The sequence below is a fragment of the Streptomyces gossypii genome, from assembly GCF_025165795.1.
Classification (GTDB): Bacteria; Actinomycetota; Actinomycetes; order Streptomycetales; family Streptomycetaceae; genus Streptomyces; species Streptomyces gossypii.
Genome location: NZ_JAJAGO010000007.1, coordinates 158297 through 173288, shown reverse-complemented (window position 1 = coordinate 173288; position 14992 = coordinate 158297). Strand labels below are relative to the sequence as shown.

At 71.2% G+C, this 14992-nt stretch carries 12 protein-coding genes; 5 read left to right on the top strand and 7 right to left on the bottom strand.

Annotated features, from left to right (window positions below; translation table 11 throughout):
• Window positions 1–3: 3 nt before the first annotated feature.
• The 4 genes from LHJ74_RS16520 to LHJ74_RS16505 form a co-directional block, all read right to left on the bottom strand.
• Entirely contained in the window at window positions 4–795 is a 792-nt protein-coding gene (locus LHJ74_RS16520) for an amino acid ABC transporter permease (protein WP_260218801.1), read from the bottom strand.
• The gene (locus LHJ74_RS16515; RefSeq protein ID WP_260218800.1) at window positions 792–1610 is read right to left on the bottom strand and encodes a transporter substrate-binding domain-containing protein; all 819 of its coding nucleotides are present in this window, start codon (window positions 1608–1610) and stop codon (window positions 792–794) included. Before LHJ74_RS16515 ends, LHJ74_RS16520 begins: the two co-directional genes overlap by 4 nt.
• A 195-nt stretch (window positions 1611–1805) precedes the next feature.
• Complete coding sequence (locus tag LHJ74_RS16510; protein ID WP_260218799.1) at window positions 1806–2816, bottom strand: hydroxyacid dehydrogenase; 1011 nt, start codon at window positions 2814–2816, stop codon at window positions 1806–1808.
• Window positions 2817–2952: 136 nt separating this feature from the next.
• Entirely contained in the window at window positions 2953–3444 is a 492-nt protein-coding gene (locus tag LHJ74_RS16505) for an ATP-binding protein (RefSeq protein ID WP_260218798.1), read from the bottom strand.
• Window positions 3445–3581: 137 nt separating this feature from the next.
• Here LHJ74_RS16505 and LHJ74_RS16500 point away from each other — a divergent pair, with 137 nt between their 5' ends.
• The 3 genes from LHJ74_RS16500 to LHJ74_RS16490 all read left to right on the top strand — a co-directional run bounded on the left by LHJ74_RS16500 (window position 3582) and on the right by LHJ74_RS16490 (window position 5631).
• Window positions 3582–4451 (top strand): Sco1979 family transcriptional regulator, encoded by an 870-nt coding sequence (locus LHJ74_RS16500; protein ID WP_260218797.1) that lies wholly within the window; start codon window positions 3582–3584, stop codon window positions 4449–4451.
• Between the two features lie 3 nt (window positions 4452–4454).
• Window positions 4455–4691, top strand: coding sequence for a DUF397 domain-containing protein (locus LHJ74_RS16495; protein WP_260218796.1), 237 nt, complete (start codon window positions 4455–4457; stop codon window positions 4689–4691).
• A gap of 100 nt (window positions 4692–4791) precedes the next feature.
• Entirely contained in the window at window positions 4792–5631 is an 840-nt protein-coding gene (locus LHJ74_RS16490; protein WP_260218795.1) for an SAM-dependent methyltransferase, read from the top strand.
• Here the strand turns inward: LHJ74_RS16490 and LHJ74_RS16485 are convergent.
• Window positions 5618–8545, bottom strand: a complete 2928-nt coding sequence (locus tag LHJ74_RS16485) for a glycoside hydrolase family 2 TIM barrel-domain containing protein (protein ID WP_260218794.1) — start codon at window positions 8543–8545, stop codon at window positions 5618–5620. The two genes, LHJ74_RS16490 and LHJ74_RS16485, sit on opposite strands and share 14 nt — an antisense overlap.
• Window positions 8546–8932: 387 nt before the next feature.
• On the opposite strand from LHJ74_RS16485, the gene LHJ74_RS16480 reads away from it, so the two are divergent.
• Both LHJ74_RS16480 and LHJ74_RS16475 read left to right on the top strand, forming a co-directional pair.
• On the top strand, window positions 8933–9529 hold the full coding sequence (locus LHJ74_RS16480) for a hypothetical protein (RefSeq protein ID WP_260218793.1): 597 nt from the start codon (window positions 8933–8935) through the stop codon (window positions 9527–9529).
• 194 nt (window positions 9530–9723) lie between these two features.
• Window positions 9724–10530, top strand: a complete 807-nt coding sequence (locus LHJ74_RS16475) for an SGNH/GDSL hydrolase family protein (RefSeq protein WP_260218792.1) — start codon at window positions 9724–9726, stop codon at window positions 10528–10530.
• Window positions 10531–10650: 120 nt separating this feature from the next.
• On the opposite strand, the gene LHJ74_RS16470 is transcribed toward LHJ74_RS16475, so the two are convergent.
• Both LHJ74_RS16470 and LHJ74_RS16465 read right to left on the bottom strand, forming a co-directional pair.
• Window positions 10651–11979: an SWIM zinc finger family protein gene (locus LHJ74_RS16470; protein ID WP_260218791.1), complete on the bottom strand. Its 1329-nt coding sequence runs from the start codon at window positions 11977–11979 to the stop codon at window positions 10651–10653.
• Complete coding sequence (locus LHJ74_RS16465; protein ID WP_260218790.1) at window positions 11976–14954, bottom strand: SCO1167/SCO6262 family helicase; 2979 nt, start codon at window positions 14952–14954, stop codon at window positions 11976–11978. The genes LHJ74_RS16470 and LHJ74_RS16465 overlap by 4 nt, the downstream gene beginning before the upstream one ends.
• Window positions 14955–14992: the final 38 nt, after the last annotated feature.

The following is a 14992-nucleotide window of genomic DNA, read 5'->3' as shown; positions in this document are numbered from 1 at the left end:
CTCTCACCTGGCCTTCGCCGTACGGGCCTCCAGCCGGCGGACCAGATGGCCCAGCGGGAGGGTGATGACCAGGTACAGCAGCCCGGCTATCAGGATCGGGGTCATGCTCTGGTGCTGGTTGAGCGCGTCCCGGCCGAACTTGGCCAGCTCGTACTGCCCCAGCGACAGCCCCAGCAGATAGACCAGGGAGGAGTCCTTGGTCAGCAGGATCAGCTCGTTGGTCAGCGGCGGGAGCACGATGCGGAACGCCTGCGGGATGACGATGGAGATCATCGCGCGCGGCTGGGACATGCCCAGCGAGCGTGCGGCCTCCATCTGGCCCTTGGGAACCGCCTGGATGCCGGCGCGGATCGTTTCCGCCATGTAGGCGGCACCGACCAGGCCGAGGGCCAGCATCACGGTGACGTACTGGTTGATGGCCACCTGGAAGGCCAGCGGGACACCGTAGCCGAAGGCGATGAAGACCAGCAGTGCGGGGACGCCCCGGAAGAACTCGATGTAGGCGACCGCCAGCCAGCGGTACGGCGGCACCTGGGAGAGCCGCATCAGCGCCAGGATCAGTCCCAGGGTGAGGCCGAACGCGAAGCCGATCACGGTGTAGATGATCGTGTTGCCCAGCGCGGTGGTGACGATCTCCGGGAACTGCTCCTTGGCGACCTCGACGTCGAAGAAGGCGCGCTGTATCTCGCCCCAGTTCGCGGCCATCGCGACCACCAGGACCACCAGGACGAGCACGCCGTACTGCGCCGTACGGATCAGCCGGATCCGCTGGCGCCGGGGGAGGCGACGATTCACTTCGCGGACTCCTCGGGGGCCTTGCCGAACCACTTCTTGTAGATCTCGTCGTAGCTGCCGTCCGACTTGGCCTTCTTGAGTACGCTGTTGACCTTCTTGCGCAGCGCGTCGTTGCCGGTGCGGACGCCGAGGCCGTACTGCTCGCCGGTGTCGAACTCGGCGGTCACCTTGGTGTCCTTGTTCTCCTTGACGTAGTCGTAGAGCACGCCGTTGTCGTTGATGCCGGCATCCACCTGGCCGGTCTTGACCGCGGTCAGCAGCAGCGCGAGGTCCTCGAACTGGACGGTCTCGACCCCGTCGCCCTCCTTCTTCGCGTACTCCGCGCCGGTGGTGGACTGCTGGACGCCGAGCTTCTTGCCCTTGAGGTCGCCGAGGGACTTGTAGTCCTCGTCCTTCTTGACGATCAGAGCCTGGGTCGCCTCGAAGTAGGGGCTGCTGAAGTCGAGGTTCTTCTTCCGGACGTCGGTGATCGTCATCCCCGCCGCGGCGATGTCGCACTTGCTGGCGTTGAGGTCCTCACCGGTCTGGATTCCCTCGAAGGGTGTGTCCACGACCTTCTGCTCGACGTCCAGCTCCTTGGCGACCAGGTCGACGACGTCGACGTCGAACCCGACCACCTTGTCGCCCTTCTTCATCTGGAACGGCGCGTACGGCAGGTGGGTGCAGGTGGTGAGCTTGCCCTCCTCCACCAGCGAGATCGTGGAACCGTCGCCCTTGGCCTCGGTGCTGGAGCAGGCGGTGGTGGCGGCCAGCAGTCCGATGGACGCGACGGCCGCGAGAAGAGGGAGGGACCTACGTGACGGCTGGGATGACACAGTGCCTCCAGAGGGATCGCCTCGGCTGACTGGGCGACAAGATCGGTAAGTTTTGCTGAATCCTGCCACCGGGCCCCCCGCCTTGTCGCGGCTGTGCGTGTTGCGACCGGATAACGCCACCCGGAGTGTTCCGGTCGTACCTGCCACTGCCCGGCGAAAGGTCTGCGGGAGCTCCGGGGCCTGTTCCGGCGCCGGTCAGGCGCTGTGCTCAAGATCCGCGCGCACGACTCGATGGCGCAGCGGACGTCCGGCCCGCAGGCATTCCGCTTCGTCGGCGACGGCGGCGCCGAGCCGCTCCAGCTCGTTGCCGAGCGCGCCCGCGAGGTGCGGCGTCAGCGTGACGTTGGGCAGCCCGTACAGCGGGGAGCCGGGCGGCAGGGGCTCGGGATCGGTGACGTCCAGCAGGGCGGAGAGACGGCCCGAGGAGAGTTCGGCGGTGAGGGCGTCCGTGTCGACGAGGGCACCCCGGGCGGTGTTGATCAAGGTCGCACCGTCCGGCATCAGGGCCAGCCGCCGTGCGTCGAGCAGCCGCCGGGTCGAGGGCAGGTCGGGCGCGTGCACGCTGAGGATGTCGCTGGAGGCGACCAGCTCGTCCAGCGGCAGCCGCCGCACGCCGAGCGCCGCGGCGTCCGGGGCGGACAGCCGGGGATCGTGCACGGCCGTCTCGAAGTCGAAGGGGCGCAGCAGCTCGAGGACACGGCGACCGGTCCTGGACGCGCCGATGATGCCGACCCGGCGCCGGTAGTTGCCGAGTGAGGCGGTCTCGCCGGTCTCCGGGAGACGGTGTTCGGCGGCGTACCGCGCCCGGATGCGGAACACGTCCTTGCCGGCCAGCAGCATCGCGCCCAGGGTGAACTCCGCGACGGGGAGCGCGTTGGCGACGGCGGCGGAGGAGACCAGCAGTCCACGTTCCCAGCAGGCACTGGTGACATGCGCCTTGACGCTCCCCGCCGAGTGCAGCACGGCACGCAGCCGGGGCATCGTGTCCAGCACCTCGGCCGTGAGCGGGGCGCAGCCCCAGCCGGTGATCAGCACCTCCGCGTCGGCGAGCGCGACGCCCCCCGAAGCCTCGGGCACCGGGGCGGCGCCGTCCGGCATCCGGTAGCAGGAGGCCAGCCGTGCCCGGACGGGGGCGGGGAAGAGCCGGGGCAGATGGTGCGGGTCCATCGCGAAGAGCACTGCCGGCAGCGCGGATGAATCGGACATCTCGGACACGGAAGATCCCCCGTTTGGCGACGCGGACGGCGGGCGAGCACGGCGCCCGGCAGGCCCCGGATCTGAACAGACCCCGGATCTGAACAGACCCCAGGTCTGAGCAGACCCTAGCGTTCTCCCCTGCCCGTCAGTGCAGGGTGCGGACGCAGGGCAGCTCCGCCCATACCGCGTGGCCCTGCGCCCGGTCGTCCGGGCGGACGCCCCACTCGTCGGCGAGCACGCTGACCAGCAGCAGGCCGCGTCCGCTCTCGCCGTCGGCGTCCACGGCGCCCACCGTGCGGGCGTACGGGCGCAGGGGGCGGCCGCCGCCTTCGTCGGTGACCTCCAGCCGCAGCCTTACGCCGATTACCCAGAGTTCGCAGCTGACCTTCTCGCTGTCCGTATGCCGCACGGCATTGGTGAACAGCTCGGACACCAGGAGCTGTGCGTCCCCGCAGGAGTCCTCGGCAACGCCCCATTCCCGCAGCCGGTCCAGAACGCGGCGGCGCGCCTCCCCGACGGACGTGTCCCGCGCGGGGAGGTGAAATGCGTCCCTGAGGGGCCGCGTGACAGCGCTGCTGCCGGCGCGGTGCTCATGGGGAAGAGTCTCTTTGGGGAGAGCCTCACGGGGAGAAGCCACCGGTCCACTATGGGCCCGTAGGGAGCCGATGGCAAGGAACAGGCTGCAAATTGCAGAAACGCAGGGAGTCGCCTGTCGTTCGACCGGTCGTTCGTGTCAAACTGCGCTCTCATGAAGGCAGTTGGAGGCGGGCGATAGTGGCTGACTTGCGTTCGGGCGGCGGTGCTCCCACTGTCCTGCGGGTGGTGCTGGGTAGGCGATTGCAGCAATTGAGGGAGAAGTCCGGCCTTTCGTACGAAGAGGCCGGTCACGCCCTCGATGTGACGCACGCCACTGTCCGCAGGATGGAAAAGGCCGAAGTCGGTCTCCGTATTCCGTATGTCGAGAAACTCCTGCGGACCTACGGAGTCACCGAGTCGGAGGAAATCGAGGGATTCGTCTCCTTGGCCAGGGAGGCGAACCAGCCCGGCTGGTGGCACCGCTATCGCGATGTGCTGCCCGAGTGGTTCAGCGCCTTCGTGAGCCTGGAGAGCGAATCCGAGCTCATCCGCGCCTATGAACCGCATTATGTCCCGGGACTTCTCCAGACCTCCCGGTATGCACGGGCCGTGCTGCGGTCCGGGATGCCGCATGCGCCGGAGGAGGAGATCGAGCGGCAGGTCGCTCTCCGGCTGGAGCGTCAGGCCGTACTGGGCCGTGCGGAGCCTCCGCTGGTGTGGATCGTGATCGACGAGACCGTGCTGCGCCGGTCCATCGGCGGCCGCGAGGTGATGGCCGAGCAGATCGAGCACCTGATCAAGGCAACCGAGCTGCCGTACGTCAACCTCCAGATCATGCCGTACAGCGCCGGTTCGCATCCGGCGATGTACGGACCCTTCCACCTCTTCCGCTTCCCGGTGGAGGAGCTTCCCGACGTCGCCTGTACGGAGAACCTGGTCGGAGCCGCTTACTACGACCAGCGTGAGGACGTATCGGCGTTCCTGGAGGCCCTGGACCGGATGTGCGGGCAGGCCGCTCCACTGAACCGGACCGCGGGTCTCCTCAACGCACTGCGCAAGGAGATCTGAACCATGGATCGCATCTACAGCGGCATGCCCGCCGAACAGCTCGGCCGTGAAGGCTGGCGCAAGCCCTGGAGCGGGGGCAACGGCGGCAGTTGTGTCGAGGCACTGAGGCTCCACGACGGACGGGTGGCGCTGCGGCAGTCGGAGGACCCGTCGGGCCCGGCGCTCATCTACCCGCACCAGGCCATCGAGAACTTCATCCGGGGCGCGAAGGCCGGCGAGGCCGACTTCCTGCTCGCCTGACCCGCACGAGAACGCATGAGCTGGTGCCACTGACCCGGCACCACAGAGCAGGTACCACACAGCAGGTACCACTGACCAGGTACCACGAACGGAGAACGACGTGTCCGAAGCGGGCTTCACCCCCGAACAGATCGACACCACCACAGCCCATCCCGCGCGGATGTACGACTACTACCTGGGGGGCCGGGACAACTACGAGGTGGACCGGGAGGCTGCGGAACGAGTGCTGGAACTGGCGCCGGAGATCCGCGTCAGCGCCCGTGGCAACCGCGCGTTCATGCACCGCGCGGTGCGCACGGTGGTGGACCGGGGCATCCGCCAGATCATCGACATCGGCACCGGCATCCCCACTTCGCCCAACACGCATGAGGTCGCCCGCCAGGTCTCGGACAACGTCCGGGTCGTGTACGTCGACAACGACCCGATAGTGGCCACCTACGCCGGTGCCAAGCTGACGAACGAGGGTGACGCGGGCTTCGTGCTGGCCGACATCCGCGACCCCAAGGCAATCATCGAGCATCCGACGATCCGCGAGCTGATCGACTTCGATGAGCCCGTCGCCCTGATGCTGATGGCCGTCCTGCACTTCGTACAGGACGAAGAGGGTCCGGCGGGGATCGTCGCCGCGCTCACCGAGCAGCTCCCGGCGGGCAGTTGTCTCGCCCTCACCCACATCACCGACGACTTCCGCACCGAGGACGGCGTCCTGAGCGAGGCGACCGGTGTGTACAAGAAGGCAACCGCCACCTTGAACCTCCGCCCTTACGACGAGATCCTCCCGCTCTTCGAAGGCTTCGAGCTGCTGGAACCGGGCCTGGTCCAGATGCCGTTGTGGCGCCCGGACGGCCCGGTCCCGCAGGGGGCGGAACTGCGTCAGTACGTCGGATACGGGGGTGTCGGCGTCAAGGGCGGTGTCAGCGCCGGCGTCACGGCCGGATAACGGCTTCTCCGTCCCCGGCCGTGTCCAGGGCGGAGAGGGTGAAGGAGAAGCGGGCCGGGCCCGCTGCCAGCCGGTGCTGCGGCAGGACCCCCGGCCCGCAGGACGCGGAACCGATGCCGTGCTGCGCGTGGTCCAGATGGACGTGCACCGTGTCGCCAGGCACCAGATCGGGGGTGTGCGTGGCGGCATCGAGCGCTTCATCGGTCCAGCGCCGGGCGGTCAGCCAGAAGTGGTCCTCCCCGGCATCGACCCGCAGCCCGGCACCGGTGCCGTCGTGCAGCTCAGTCCAGCGCACGTCGGCACGGGCGCCGTTCTCCTGCGGGCGGACATAGGGCGTCTGCATGGCGTCGACCCCGCTCGCCCAGCGCCCGACCACCGAGGCGGCCCGGGTGTCCGGATAGGCCTCACCCGGCCCGCCGCCGAACCAGCGCACCTGGTCGTACGCGGCAGGCAGCTCCAGCCGTACGCCGAGCCGCGGCAGCGGGCAGTCCCACTCACCCTCGGGCTCGACGGTGACGATCAGCCGCAGCGGGTCCCGCTCCCCGCCGGCCCAGCTCCACCGGTAGACCGTACGCAGGGCCAGGTCGCTCGCGGCCGGCGCGATCCGGCTGTGCACGGCCAGCGCCTCGCCGTCCGTCTCGACGGCGTCCACCCGGTGCCGCATCCGGTGCAGGCCCAGCTCGCGCCAGGCCGCGCCCGGTCCGCTGCCCGGGACCCAGGGCGCCCCCTCGTCGTTGTCGGTGGGCGCCCGCCACACGTCCAGCCGCAGCCCCCGCACGGGCACGGCGCCCAGCCGGGTCAGGGCGCCGGTGGCGGCGTCGAAGACGGCCGGGCCCAGTGTGAGGCGCTGCCCGTCGCGGTGCGGTGCCACCCCTCGGCCCGTCTCATCGCGGCCCCGGGCGGGTGCGGGTGCGGGCAGTTGCGCCCAGGCCACAAGGTGCCCGCCTGGTGCCCAGGATGTGTCTCCGGCCAGCACCGCACGCAGTGTCCACATCGCCTCCCCGTGCCGGTCCGTCGACGGCGGTGCGGGCAGGGCCAGTTCGGCCGAACCCCCCGCGGGCACGGCGGGCAGCGGCAGGGTGCCGGCGCCGACGGCCTCGCCGTCGACCTCGTAGGACCACTCCAGCGAGAGGTGGGTGAGGTCCGCGAAGTCGTGGAGGTTGGCGACCCGGACCGTACCGGCGGCGCCGTCGCCGGTGAGACGGACCGGCTCGATCACCTTCTTGTACTCGACGAGTCCGGGGGAGGGGGTGCGGTCAGGGAAGACCAGGCCGTCGCAGACGAAGTTGCCGTCGTGCACCTCCTCGCCGAAGTCGCCGCCGTAGGCGAAGTACGGCTGCCCTTCCTCGGTGTGCCGCAGCAGCCCGTGGTCGTTCCATTCCCAGACGAAGCCGCCCTGGCAGCGCTCGTATGCCTCGAACAGCCGCTGGTACTCGCTCAGCCCGCCCGGCCCGTTGCCCATGGCGTGGGCGTACTCGCACAGGATGAAGGGCTTGGCGGGGCCCTCGCGGCGACCGATCTCCTCGACCTCGGCGTGCGAGGCGTACATCCGGCTGTGCAGATCGGAGTCGGGGTAGGCGTAGTCGTTCTCGTAGTGGATCGGCCTGGAGGGGTCACGGGAGCGGATCCAGCGGGCCATGGCGGTCAGTCCGCTGCCGCTGCCGCACTCGTTGCCCAGTGACCAGATGACGACCGAGGGGTGGTTCTTGTCGCGTTCGACCATCCGCCGGGCGCGGTCCAGCAGCGCCGGGGTCCAGCGCTCGTCGTCCACGGGGTTGCCGCGCCAGTCGACGTGGGTGAAGCCGTGGGTCTCCAGATCGCACTCGTCGATCACCCACAGCCCCAGCTCGTCGCACAGGTCGAGGAAGGCGGGATGCGGCGGACAGTGACTGGTGCGCACCGCGTTGATGTTGTGCTGCTTCATCAGCACCACGTCCCGCCGCATCGTCTCCTCGTCCAGTGTGCGGCCGGTCTCCGGGTGGAACTCGTGCCGGTTGACGCCGCGGAAGAGGAGACGGCGGCCGTTCGCCCGCAGCACGCCGTCCTCGACGGCGACCGTGCGGAAGCCGATCCGGAAGGGCACCGACTCGCCGCCCGTGGTGAGCGTCGCGTCGTACAGCCGGGGAGTCTCGGCAGTCCATGGCTCGACCGGCACCCGTGCCGTGGCACCGGTCTCCAGTTCGAGGCCGAGCCCGGGTACGGAGACCCGTCCGCCGGGCTCGCTGAGCACCCGGAGCACACCGTGGCCGTCCCGGTGGTCGTAGGCCGAGTGCACGGTGAAGTCCGCGACGGACCCCTGCGGCCGGTGCAGCAGGGCGACCGTACGGAAGATGCCCGGCAGCCACCACATGTCCTGGTCCTCGAGATAACTCCCCGCGGACCACTGGTGCACCCGTACGGCCAGCACGTTCCCCCGGGGGCGCAGCAGCCGTCCGACCTCGAACTCGTGCGGCAGCCTGCTTCCCTGGAAGTCCCCCAGCTCCTGGCCGTTGAGCCAGACCCGGGCGCAGGACTCGACGCCGTCGAAGCGCAGCACACACCCACCGCCGCCCGGCCAGTCCGCCGGCAGGTCGAAGACCCGGCGGTGGTCGCCGGTCGGGTTCTCGTCGGGGACGTGGGGCGGGTCGACCGGAAACGGGTAGCGGGTGTTGGTGTACGCGGGCGCGCCGTGCCCCTGGAGCACCCAGTGGCCCGGCACGGTGACGGTGTGCCAGCCGGGGTCGGTGCCCGGGTCGAAGCCGTCCCCGGCGAACGAGGCGTCATGGGCCTCGGCTGTGGGCGAGAGCCGGAAGTGCCAGCTGCCGTCGAGGATCAGCCGACGGGCGTCGGAGCGCGCGTACCAGGCGCGGGGCGGCAGCGTGCCGCGTCCGGGCGAAACGTCCGCGTAGTAGGGGGAGTCAGGGGTGTTGCCCATCGTTCTCCTTGGTTCGGGGCGTGCTGCGGCTGAGAGGCTGTCGGGCGGCCTCTTGCCCCGATACTCCATCGCTGTCGGTGAGGGAGGCATGACAGAGTGATCACCATGTCGATGCCACCGCCGCCCGCACAGCCGCCGGGCCAGCCGCATGGCCAGCCGTCCGGTCAGCCACAGTTCTACCCCTACCCGCCATCGGACGCGGGGGGAACCTCTGGAGGCCCGGGAACCCCAGGAGCCTCCGGCTCCCCGGGGTCGCCGGGGCATCCGGGGACTGGCGGTCCCGGCAGTCCCGGCGGTTTCGGGCCGCCCGGCTCCGGCGGCTTCGGCCCGCCCGGTCCGGGCGGCTGGCAGCCGCCCCCGCCACCCGGCGGCGGCAGCCGTAAGACGGTGACAGCCATCGTGGTGGCCGCGGTGGTCGCGGTCGCGTTGATAGCCGGAGCGGTGCTGGCTCTCGACGGCGGCGACGGCAAGGACACGGCGGCCGACGACTCGCCCAGCCCTTCGGCGTCGTCGAGCTCCCCGGAGCCGGAGCCCACCGGCATCCCCACGGAGGAGCCGGACGACTACCCGACCGAGGAGCCGGACGACTACCCGACGGAGGAGGAGAGCCCCGACTTCGAGTCCATCCTGCCGACGCCGAGCAGCGGCCCCCGACCCGCGTACCAGATGGAGGTCGGCGACTGCTTCGACGTCGAGAAGGACAAGAACGGGCAGGCTGAGCCCGCCGACTGCTCCGCCGCGCACGATGCCGAGGTGGTGCACCAGGAGAAGCTGACGCGGGAGTACGACACCGACAGCGCGGTCCGCGACGCGGCGGACTCCCTGTGCGAGACCCCGATGAAGAACGAGGCGCGCGGCCACTCGGCGGTGGGCGGGACCCTCGTCCAGTACCCGCGGGCCTCGGGGACGCGGCTCGGCCTGCGGACGGTCACCTGCAGCCTCACCGCGGGGGAGGGCAAGAAGCTCTACCAGCGCATTTCCTGAACGGGCGTTACCCGAGTCCCTCCCGGTCGTTCAACAGGTCGCCGGGCAATCCGTCTGACATCAAGGACAGCTGACGGTGAATCACGGCCGACGGCGAACGAAATGCTGGGCAGGGGGACTTCTCTCACCGACGCAGTGCTGCTACTACTCAGTACGCCAGAAGTTCTCCATGTCACCCCACCATGAGAGGCTCCATGAAGCTGCGCAGATGGGCGGGCACGGCCACCGCTGTGTCCCTCTTCCTCGGACTGACCACCCTCACCTCAGGAGTCGCCTCCGCCGCCCCGGCAGAGGCCGCTTCCTCGTATGTGGCGCTGGGCGACTCCTACTCCTCCGGAGTCGGCGCCGGCAACTACGATTCCGGCAGCGGCGCCTGCAAGCGCAGCGCCAACGCGTACCCCGAGCTGTGGAGTGCCGCGAACTCCCCGGCCTCCTTCGACTTCACGGCCTGCTCCGGCGCCCGTACCGGCGATGTCCTCGCCAACCAGCTCGGCCCGCTCGACTCCGGCACGACGCTGGTGAGCATCAGCATCGGCGGCAACGACGCGGGCTTCGCCGACGCCATGCAGACCTGCGTCCTCCAGGGCGAGAGCGCGTGCCTCTCCCGCATCCAGCAGGCGCGCACCTACATCGCCAACAGCCTGCCCGCCAAGCTCGACACGGTCTACAACGCCATCAGCGCCAAGGCACCGTCCGCCCAGGTGGTCGTCCTCGGCTACCCCCGGATGTACCAGCCGAACGGCGGCTGCTGGTTCGGTCTGAGCGAGAGGTCGCGGGCCGCCATCAACTCCGCTTCCGACGACCTCAGTGACGTCACCGCCAAGCGTGCCGCCGATCACGGCTTCGACTACGGCGACGTGCGGCCGGCCTTCGCCGGTCACGAGATCTGCTCCGACGACGAGTGGCTGCACAGCGTCACCTGGCCGATCGGCGACTCCTACCATCCGACCGCCGCGGGCCAGTCCGGCGGCTACTACCCGGTGATGGAGAACGCGGCCTGAGCCTGGACGCCGCCTGACTCCTGACCGCCTGCTGTCCGCATCACCGCGTAGCACCGTGCATCACGGACGCGGGGCCGGAGTGTGTCCGGCCCCGCGTCTACACGCGTCACGCCGCCGTGTTCACCCCTCGCTGAGCACGGTGGCGAGCGCGGCCCCGGGGTCGGGCTCGGCAGGGCCCGCCGGCCACCAGCGGCCGCGCTCCCTGCGGTAGGGCCACCACCGCCCGTCCCGGCCGTACCGCAGCTGGACGCCGGAACCCGCGACCGTCCAGCGGTTGCCGTCCGCGCGCAGCACGCGGCCGCTCTCCGCACGGCCCTCCTCCTCCGGCCACAGCGCGGCGAGCTGATCGCTCACCCGCGCCAGCGCGTCCGGTTCCGGAGACCACGCCTCCTCCAGTACGGCAAGCGCCTCCGCGCCCCCGAACTCCCAGGCACGCACGGCGGGTTCGAGCTCGGCGGAGGTACGGCCGCCGGCTGCCGTCAGCCGTTCGCCCACCCGCGGCCCGGGGTGCGCGGCGGCCAGTCGTACGGTGTCCTGCGCTGTCCCGAGCGGCTCCGGCAGCGAGCTGTCCGCGTGCCCGGGCGCGAGTGCTTCGGCGAGCGCGCGCTGGGCCTGCACGGCTGTGGCGGCGACAAGGAACTTCAGTGCCTCGACGTCCAGTTCCTCCGGCGGTGCGGCACCGGAGTCGAGCACGGGCCCGTCGCCCGGGAACTCCACCAGGGCTGGCGGCCCGGGTGGCGACGGCAGGATGGCGCCCAGCGCGTACGCCTCCTCCGCGTCGACCCCCGCGGGCCCCTCCCCGGCCGCCGTACCGTCCGCGTAAGAGCCCGAGCCCGCCGAGGCGCCCTCGGACTCCGCGCTCTCCCGCGCGCCGCGTGCCGCGCTGCGGGTCTGGAGCTCGTCCAGCAGCGCCCGCTCGCCGCGCCCGCGCAGCAGCAGCAGCACGAACGGGTCCTGGTCCAGCAGGCGGGCCATCTGGTAGCAGAGCGCGGTGGTGTGCAGGCAGTGGTCCCAGGCTTCGCAGCCGCACTCGGGGTCCAGATCGCCGATGCCGGGCAGGAGTTCGACTCCGGCCCCCGCCGCGTCCTCGACCAGCCGGGGAGGCATGTCGCGGTCCAGCAGGGCGGCCAGGTGCCCGGCCTCGCCGGAGACGACATCCAGCAGCCGGTCCCAGCTCTCCGCACCGAGCTGTTGGAGCAGCACGTCGGCACGGTGCGGCGTGCCGTCACGGTCCCGTACCACCGCCGTGATCCGGCCGGGGCGCACCGACACCGCGCCGACCGCGCCCTGACGGGCGTACTTCCGGCCCTGCTTGAGCTGCTGGGTGTCCAGAGCGGTGTCCTCCAGGGCCTTGAGCCAGGTGAGGCCCCACCAGCTCTGGGCGAAGCCGCGCCCGTGGGCGGGCGGCAAGGCGGCGAAGGTGCGCTCGTCCTCGTATTCGGAGTTCATCGGTCGGTCCCCCGCAGCTCGACGAGTTCGGCCAGTTCGTTGTCGGTGAGTTCGGTGAAAGCGGCCTCGCCCGAGCCCAGTACGGCATCGGAGAGCGCCTGCTTGCGCTCCAGCATCGCGGCGATGCGGTCCTCGATGGTGCCCTCCGCGATCAGCCGGTGCACCTGCACCGGCCTGGTCTGCCCGATGCGGTAGGCGCGGTCGGTGGCCTGAGCCTCGACTGCCGGGTTCCACCAGCGGTCGAAGTGGACGACGTGCTCGGCGCGGGTGAGGTTGAGGCCGGTGCCCGCCGCCTTCAGCGAGAGGAGGAAGACCGGCTCCGTGCCGGACTGGAAGTGGTCGACCATCTCCTCGCGCCGCGCCACGGGCGTGCCGCCGTGCAGCAGTTGGGAGGGTACGCCGCGACCGGCCAGATGCCGCTCGATGAGCCGAGCCATCTGCACGTACTGGGTGAACACCAGCACGGACGCCTCCTCGGCGAGGATCGTGTCCAGCAGTTCGTCCAGCAGCTCCAGCTTCCCGGAACGGCCCCGCAGCGTCGCCGGTTCGGCCTCCTTGAGGTACTGGGCGGGGTGGTTGCAGATCTGCTTCAGGGCGGTCATCAGCTTGACGACCAGGCCGCGCCGGGCGAGGCCCTCGGCCGCGGAGATGTCGGCGAGGACTTCGCGCACCACGGCCTCGTACAGCCCCACCTGCTCGGGGGTGAGCGAAACGGCGCGGTCGGTCTCGGTCTTGGGAGGCAGCTCCGGGGCGATGCCGGGATCGGACTTGCGCCGCCGCAGCAGGAAGGGGCGCACCAGGCGGGTGAGCCGCTCGGTCGCCGCGGGGTCGGCGGAGCCCTCCACCGCGTCCGCGTACTCCCGGCGGAAGGTGCCGAGCCGGCCGAGCAGGCCGGGAGTCGTCCAGTCGAGGATCGCCCACAGTTCGGAGAGGTTGTTCTCGACCGGGGTGCCGGTCAGCGCGATACGGGCGCGGGCGGGCACGGTGCGCAGCTGCTTGGCGGTCGAGGAGAACGGGTTCTTCACGTGCTGGGCCTCGTCCGCGACGACCATGCCCCAGCCGGAACCGGGTATCCCGGCGAGGTGTTCCGCGTCGACCCGCATGGTGCCGTAGGTGGTGAGCACGAACTCGCCACCGGCGAGCTCCCGCAGGCTCCGGGAACTGCCGTGGTAGCGGCGGACCGGCGTGCCCGGGGCGAACCTCTCGATCTCGCGCTGCCAGTTTCCCAGCAGCGACGCGGGACAGACCACCAGGGTGGGCCCGGCCGATCCGGGATCCTGCTGACGGTGCAGATGGAGCGCGATGAGGGTGATGGTCTTGCCCAGGCCCATGTCGTCGGCGAGGCAGCCGCCGAGGCCCAGCGAGGTCATCCGGTGCAGCCAGCCGAGTCCGCGCAGCTGGTAGTCGCGGAGCGTCGCGGTGAGCGCGGTGGGCTGCGCCACGGGGGAGGCGTCGGGGCGCTCAGGATCGGAAAGCCGCTCCCGCAGCGTCTCCAGCCAGCCGCTCGCCCGTACCTCGATCCGCTCGCCGCGGTCCTCGGCGGTACCGGTGAGCACGGTGCGCAGCGCCTCTACCGGGGTGAGCTTGTGGTCCTGCCGCTCACGCGCCCGGCGTACCGCCTCCGGGTCCACCAGCACCCACTGGTCGCGCAGGCGTACGACGGGCCGCCCGGCCTCGGCGAGCTGGTCCAGCTCGGAGCGGGTCACCTCCTGGCCGCCGACGGCGAAGCGCCAGCTGAAGCTGAGCAGCGCGTCGGCGGAGAGCGTGGCGGGCGGCCCGGACGGGGACTTCGCCCCCGCCCCCGCTCCCTGCCCGTACTCCTCCTGCGGGCCGTGGCCGGAGTCGACGACCGCGCGTGCGGTCAGCTGCCGGGCCAGCTCAGCGGGCCAGTGCACGACGATCCCCGCGGCTTCCAGCGCACGGGTGGCGGCGGACCCCAGCAGATCGGTGATCTCCTCGTCCGCGAGTTCGACGGAGTCCGGTACGGCAGCCGACAGCAGCGGTGTCAGCGGCTCCCAGGCGGCCGCCGCCCGGCGCAGGGTCAGCAGGGTGTCCGTACGGGCGCGCGGACCGAAGCCCGCGGCCACCGGGGAGCTGCCCGCCCACACCTCGGCCGCGTCGGCCATCAGCCCCGGGTCGGTGAGGCTGTGCAGCTGGAGCACGGCACGGAAGCGTGCGGTGGCCGCGCCGTCCTCGGTGAGTCCGGGGACCTCGACGCGCAGCGACAGGCGCACCCCCGCGTCATGCCCGGCGGCGACGTCGGCGGCCCAGTTCCGCAGCTCCGGGAGCCGTTGCGGTGCCTGGGCCGCGTAGGCGGGGCCGCCGGTGGCCAGCTCGGCGGCGGGGCTGCGCGGCAGCGCGTCGGCGACGGCGTCGAGGAAGGCGCGCAGCAGCCGCTCGGGCTCCGGAAGCCGGAGCGGCGCGGCCTCACCGTCACCGGGCGGCAGGGAAGGATCGAGCGGTACCGCATGGGCGTACGGCGGCATGGCCGCGGCGAGATCCCGTATCCGGAAGGTGTCCTCGGGGTCCAGGGGAGCGAACCGCCAGGCGTCGTGCCCCTCCGGGCTGAGCCCCGGCAGGAGCCTGCCCCGTGCCGCGAACTGCAGGCCCAGCACGGCGACGGAACCCCAGTAGGCCGCGGCCCCCGGGGGCGCGGCTTCGTCTCCGGACGCGACTTGGGCTTCCACGCGGGCGCGGGCGCGGGTCAGCAGGGGAAGGGCCTCCCGCACCGGGAGGACGAGAGCCGGTACGGTCCTCGTCCCGATGCCGTCGTCGATGCCGTTGTCGCTGTCGCCGGCGTCGTCACGGGGGAGGACGACGGAGAGTTCCTCGGTGTGCGTGTCGGACACGGGCGGAGTGCCGTCCGGGTGCCAGAAGGCCACCCGGCCCAGGCGCGGCGGGTCCGCGGGCAGGAAGACGGCCGCGCAGTGCGCCGGATCGGTGAGCGGAGCGGGGGCGGAAGGGGTCCGGGTCACGTCGCTGGTTCGTTCCTCAAATTTGACTAGTGAAGCGG

Excerpts from the sequence above, each read along its gene's own strand:
- LHJ74_RS16510 (WP_260218799.1), bottom strand. The coding sequence starts at position 2,816 with ATGTCCGATTCATCCGCGCTGCCGGCAGTGCTCTTCGCGATGGACCCG.
- LHJ74_RS16495 (WP_260218796.1), top strand. The coding sequence starts at position 4,455 with ATGGATCGCATCTACAGCGGCATGCCCGCCGAACAGCTCGGCCGTGAA.
- LHJ74_RS16485 (WP_260218794.1), bottom strand. The coding sequence starts at position 8,545 with ATGGGCAACACCCCTGACTCCCCCTACTACGCGGACGTTTCGCCCGGA.
- LHJ74_RS16475 (WP_260218792.1), top strand. The coding sequence starts at position 9,724 with ATGAAGCTGCGCAGATGGGCGGGCACGGCCACCGCTGTGTCCCTCTTC.
- LHJ74_RS16470 (WP_260218791.1), bottom strand. The coding sequence starts at position 11,979 with ATGAACTCCGAATACGAGGACGAGCGCACCTTCGCCGCCTTGCCGCCC.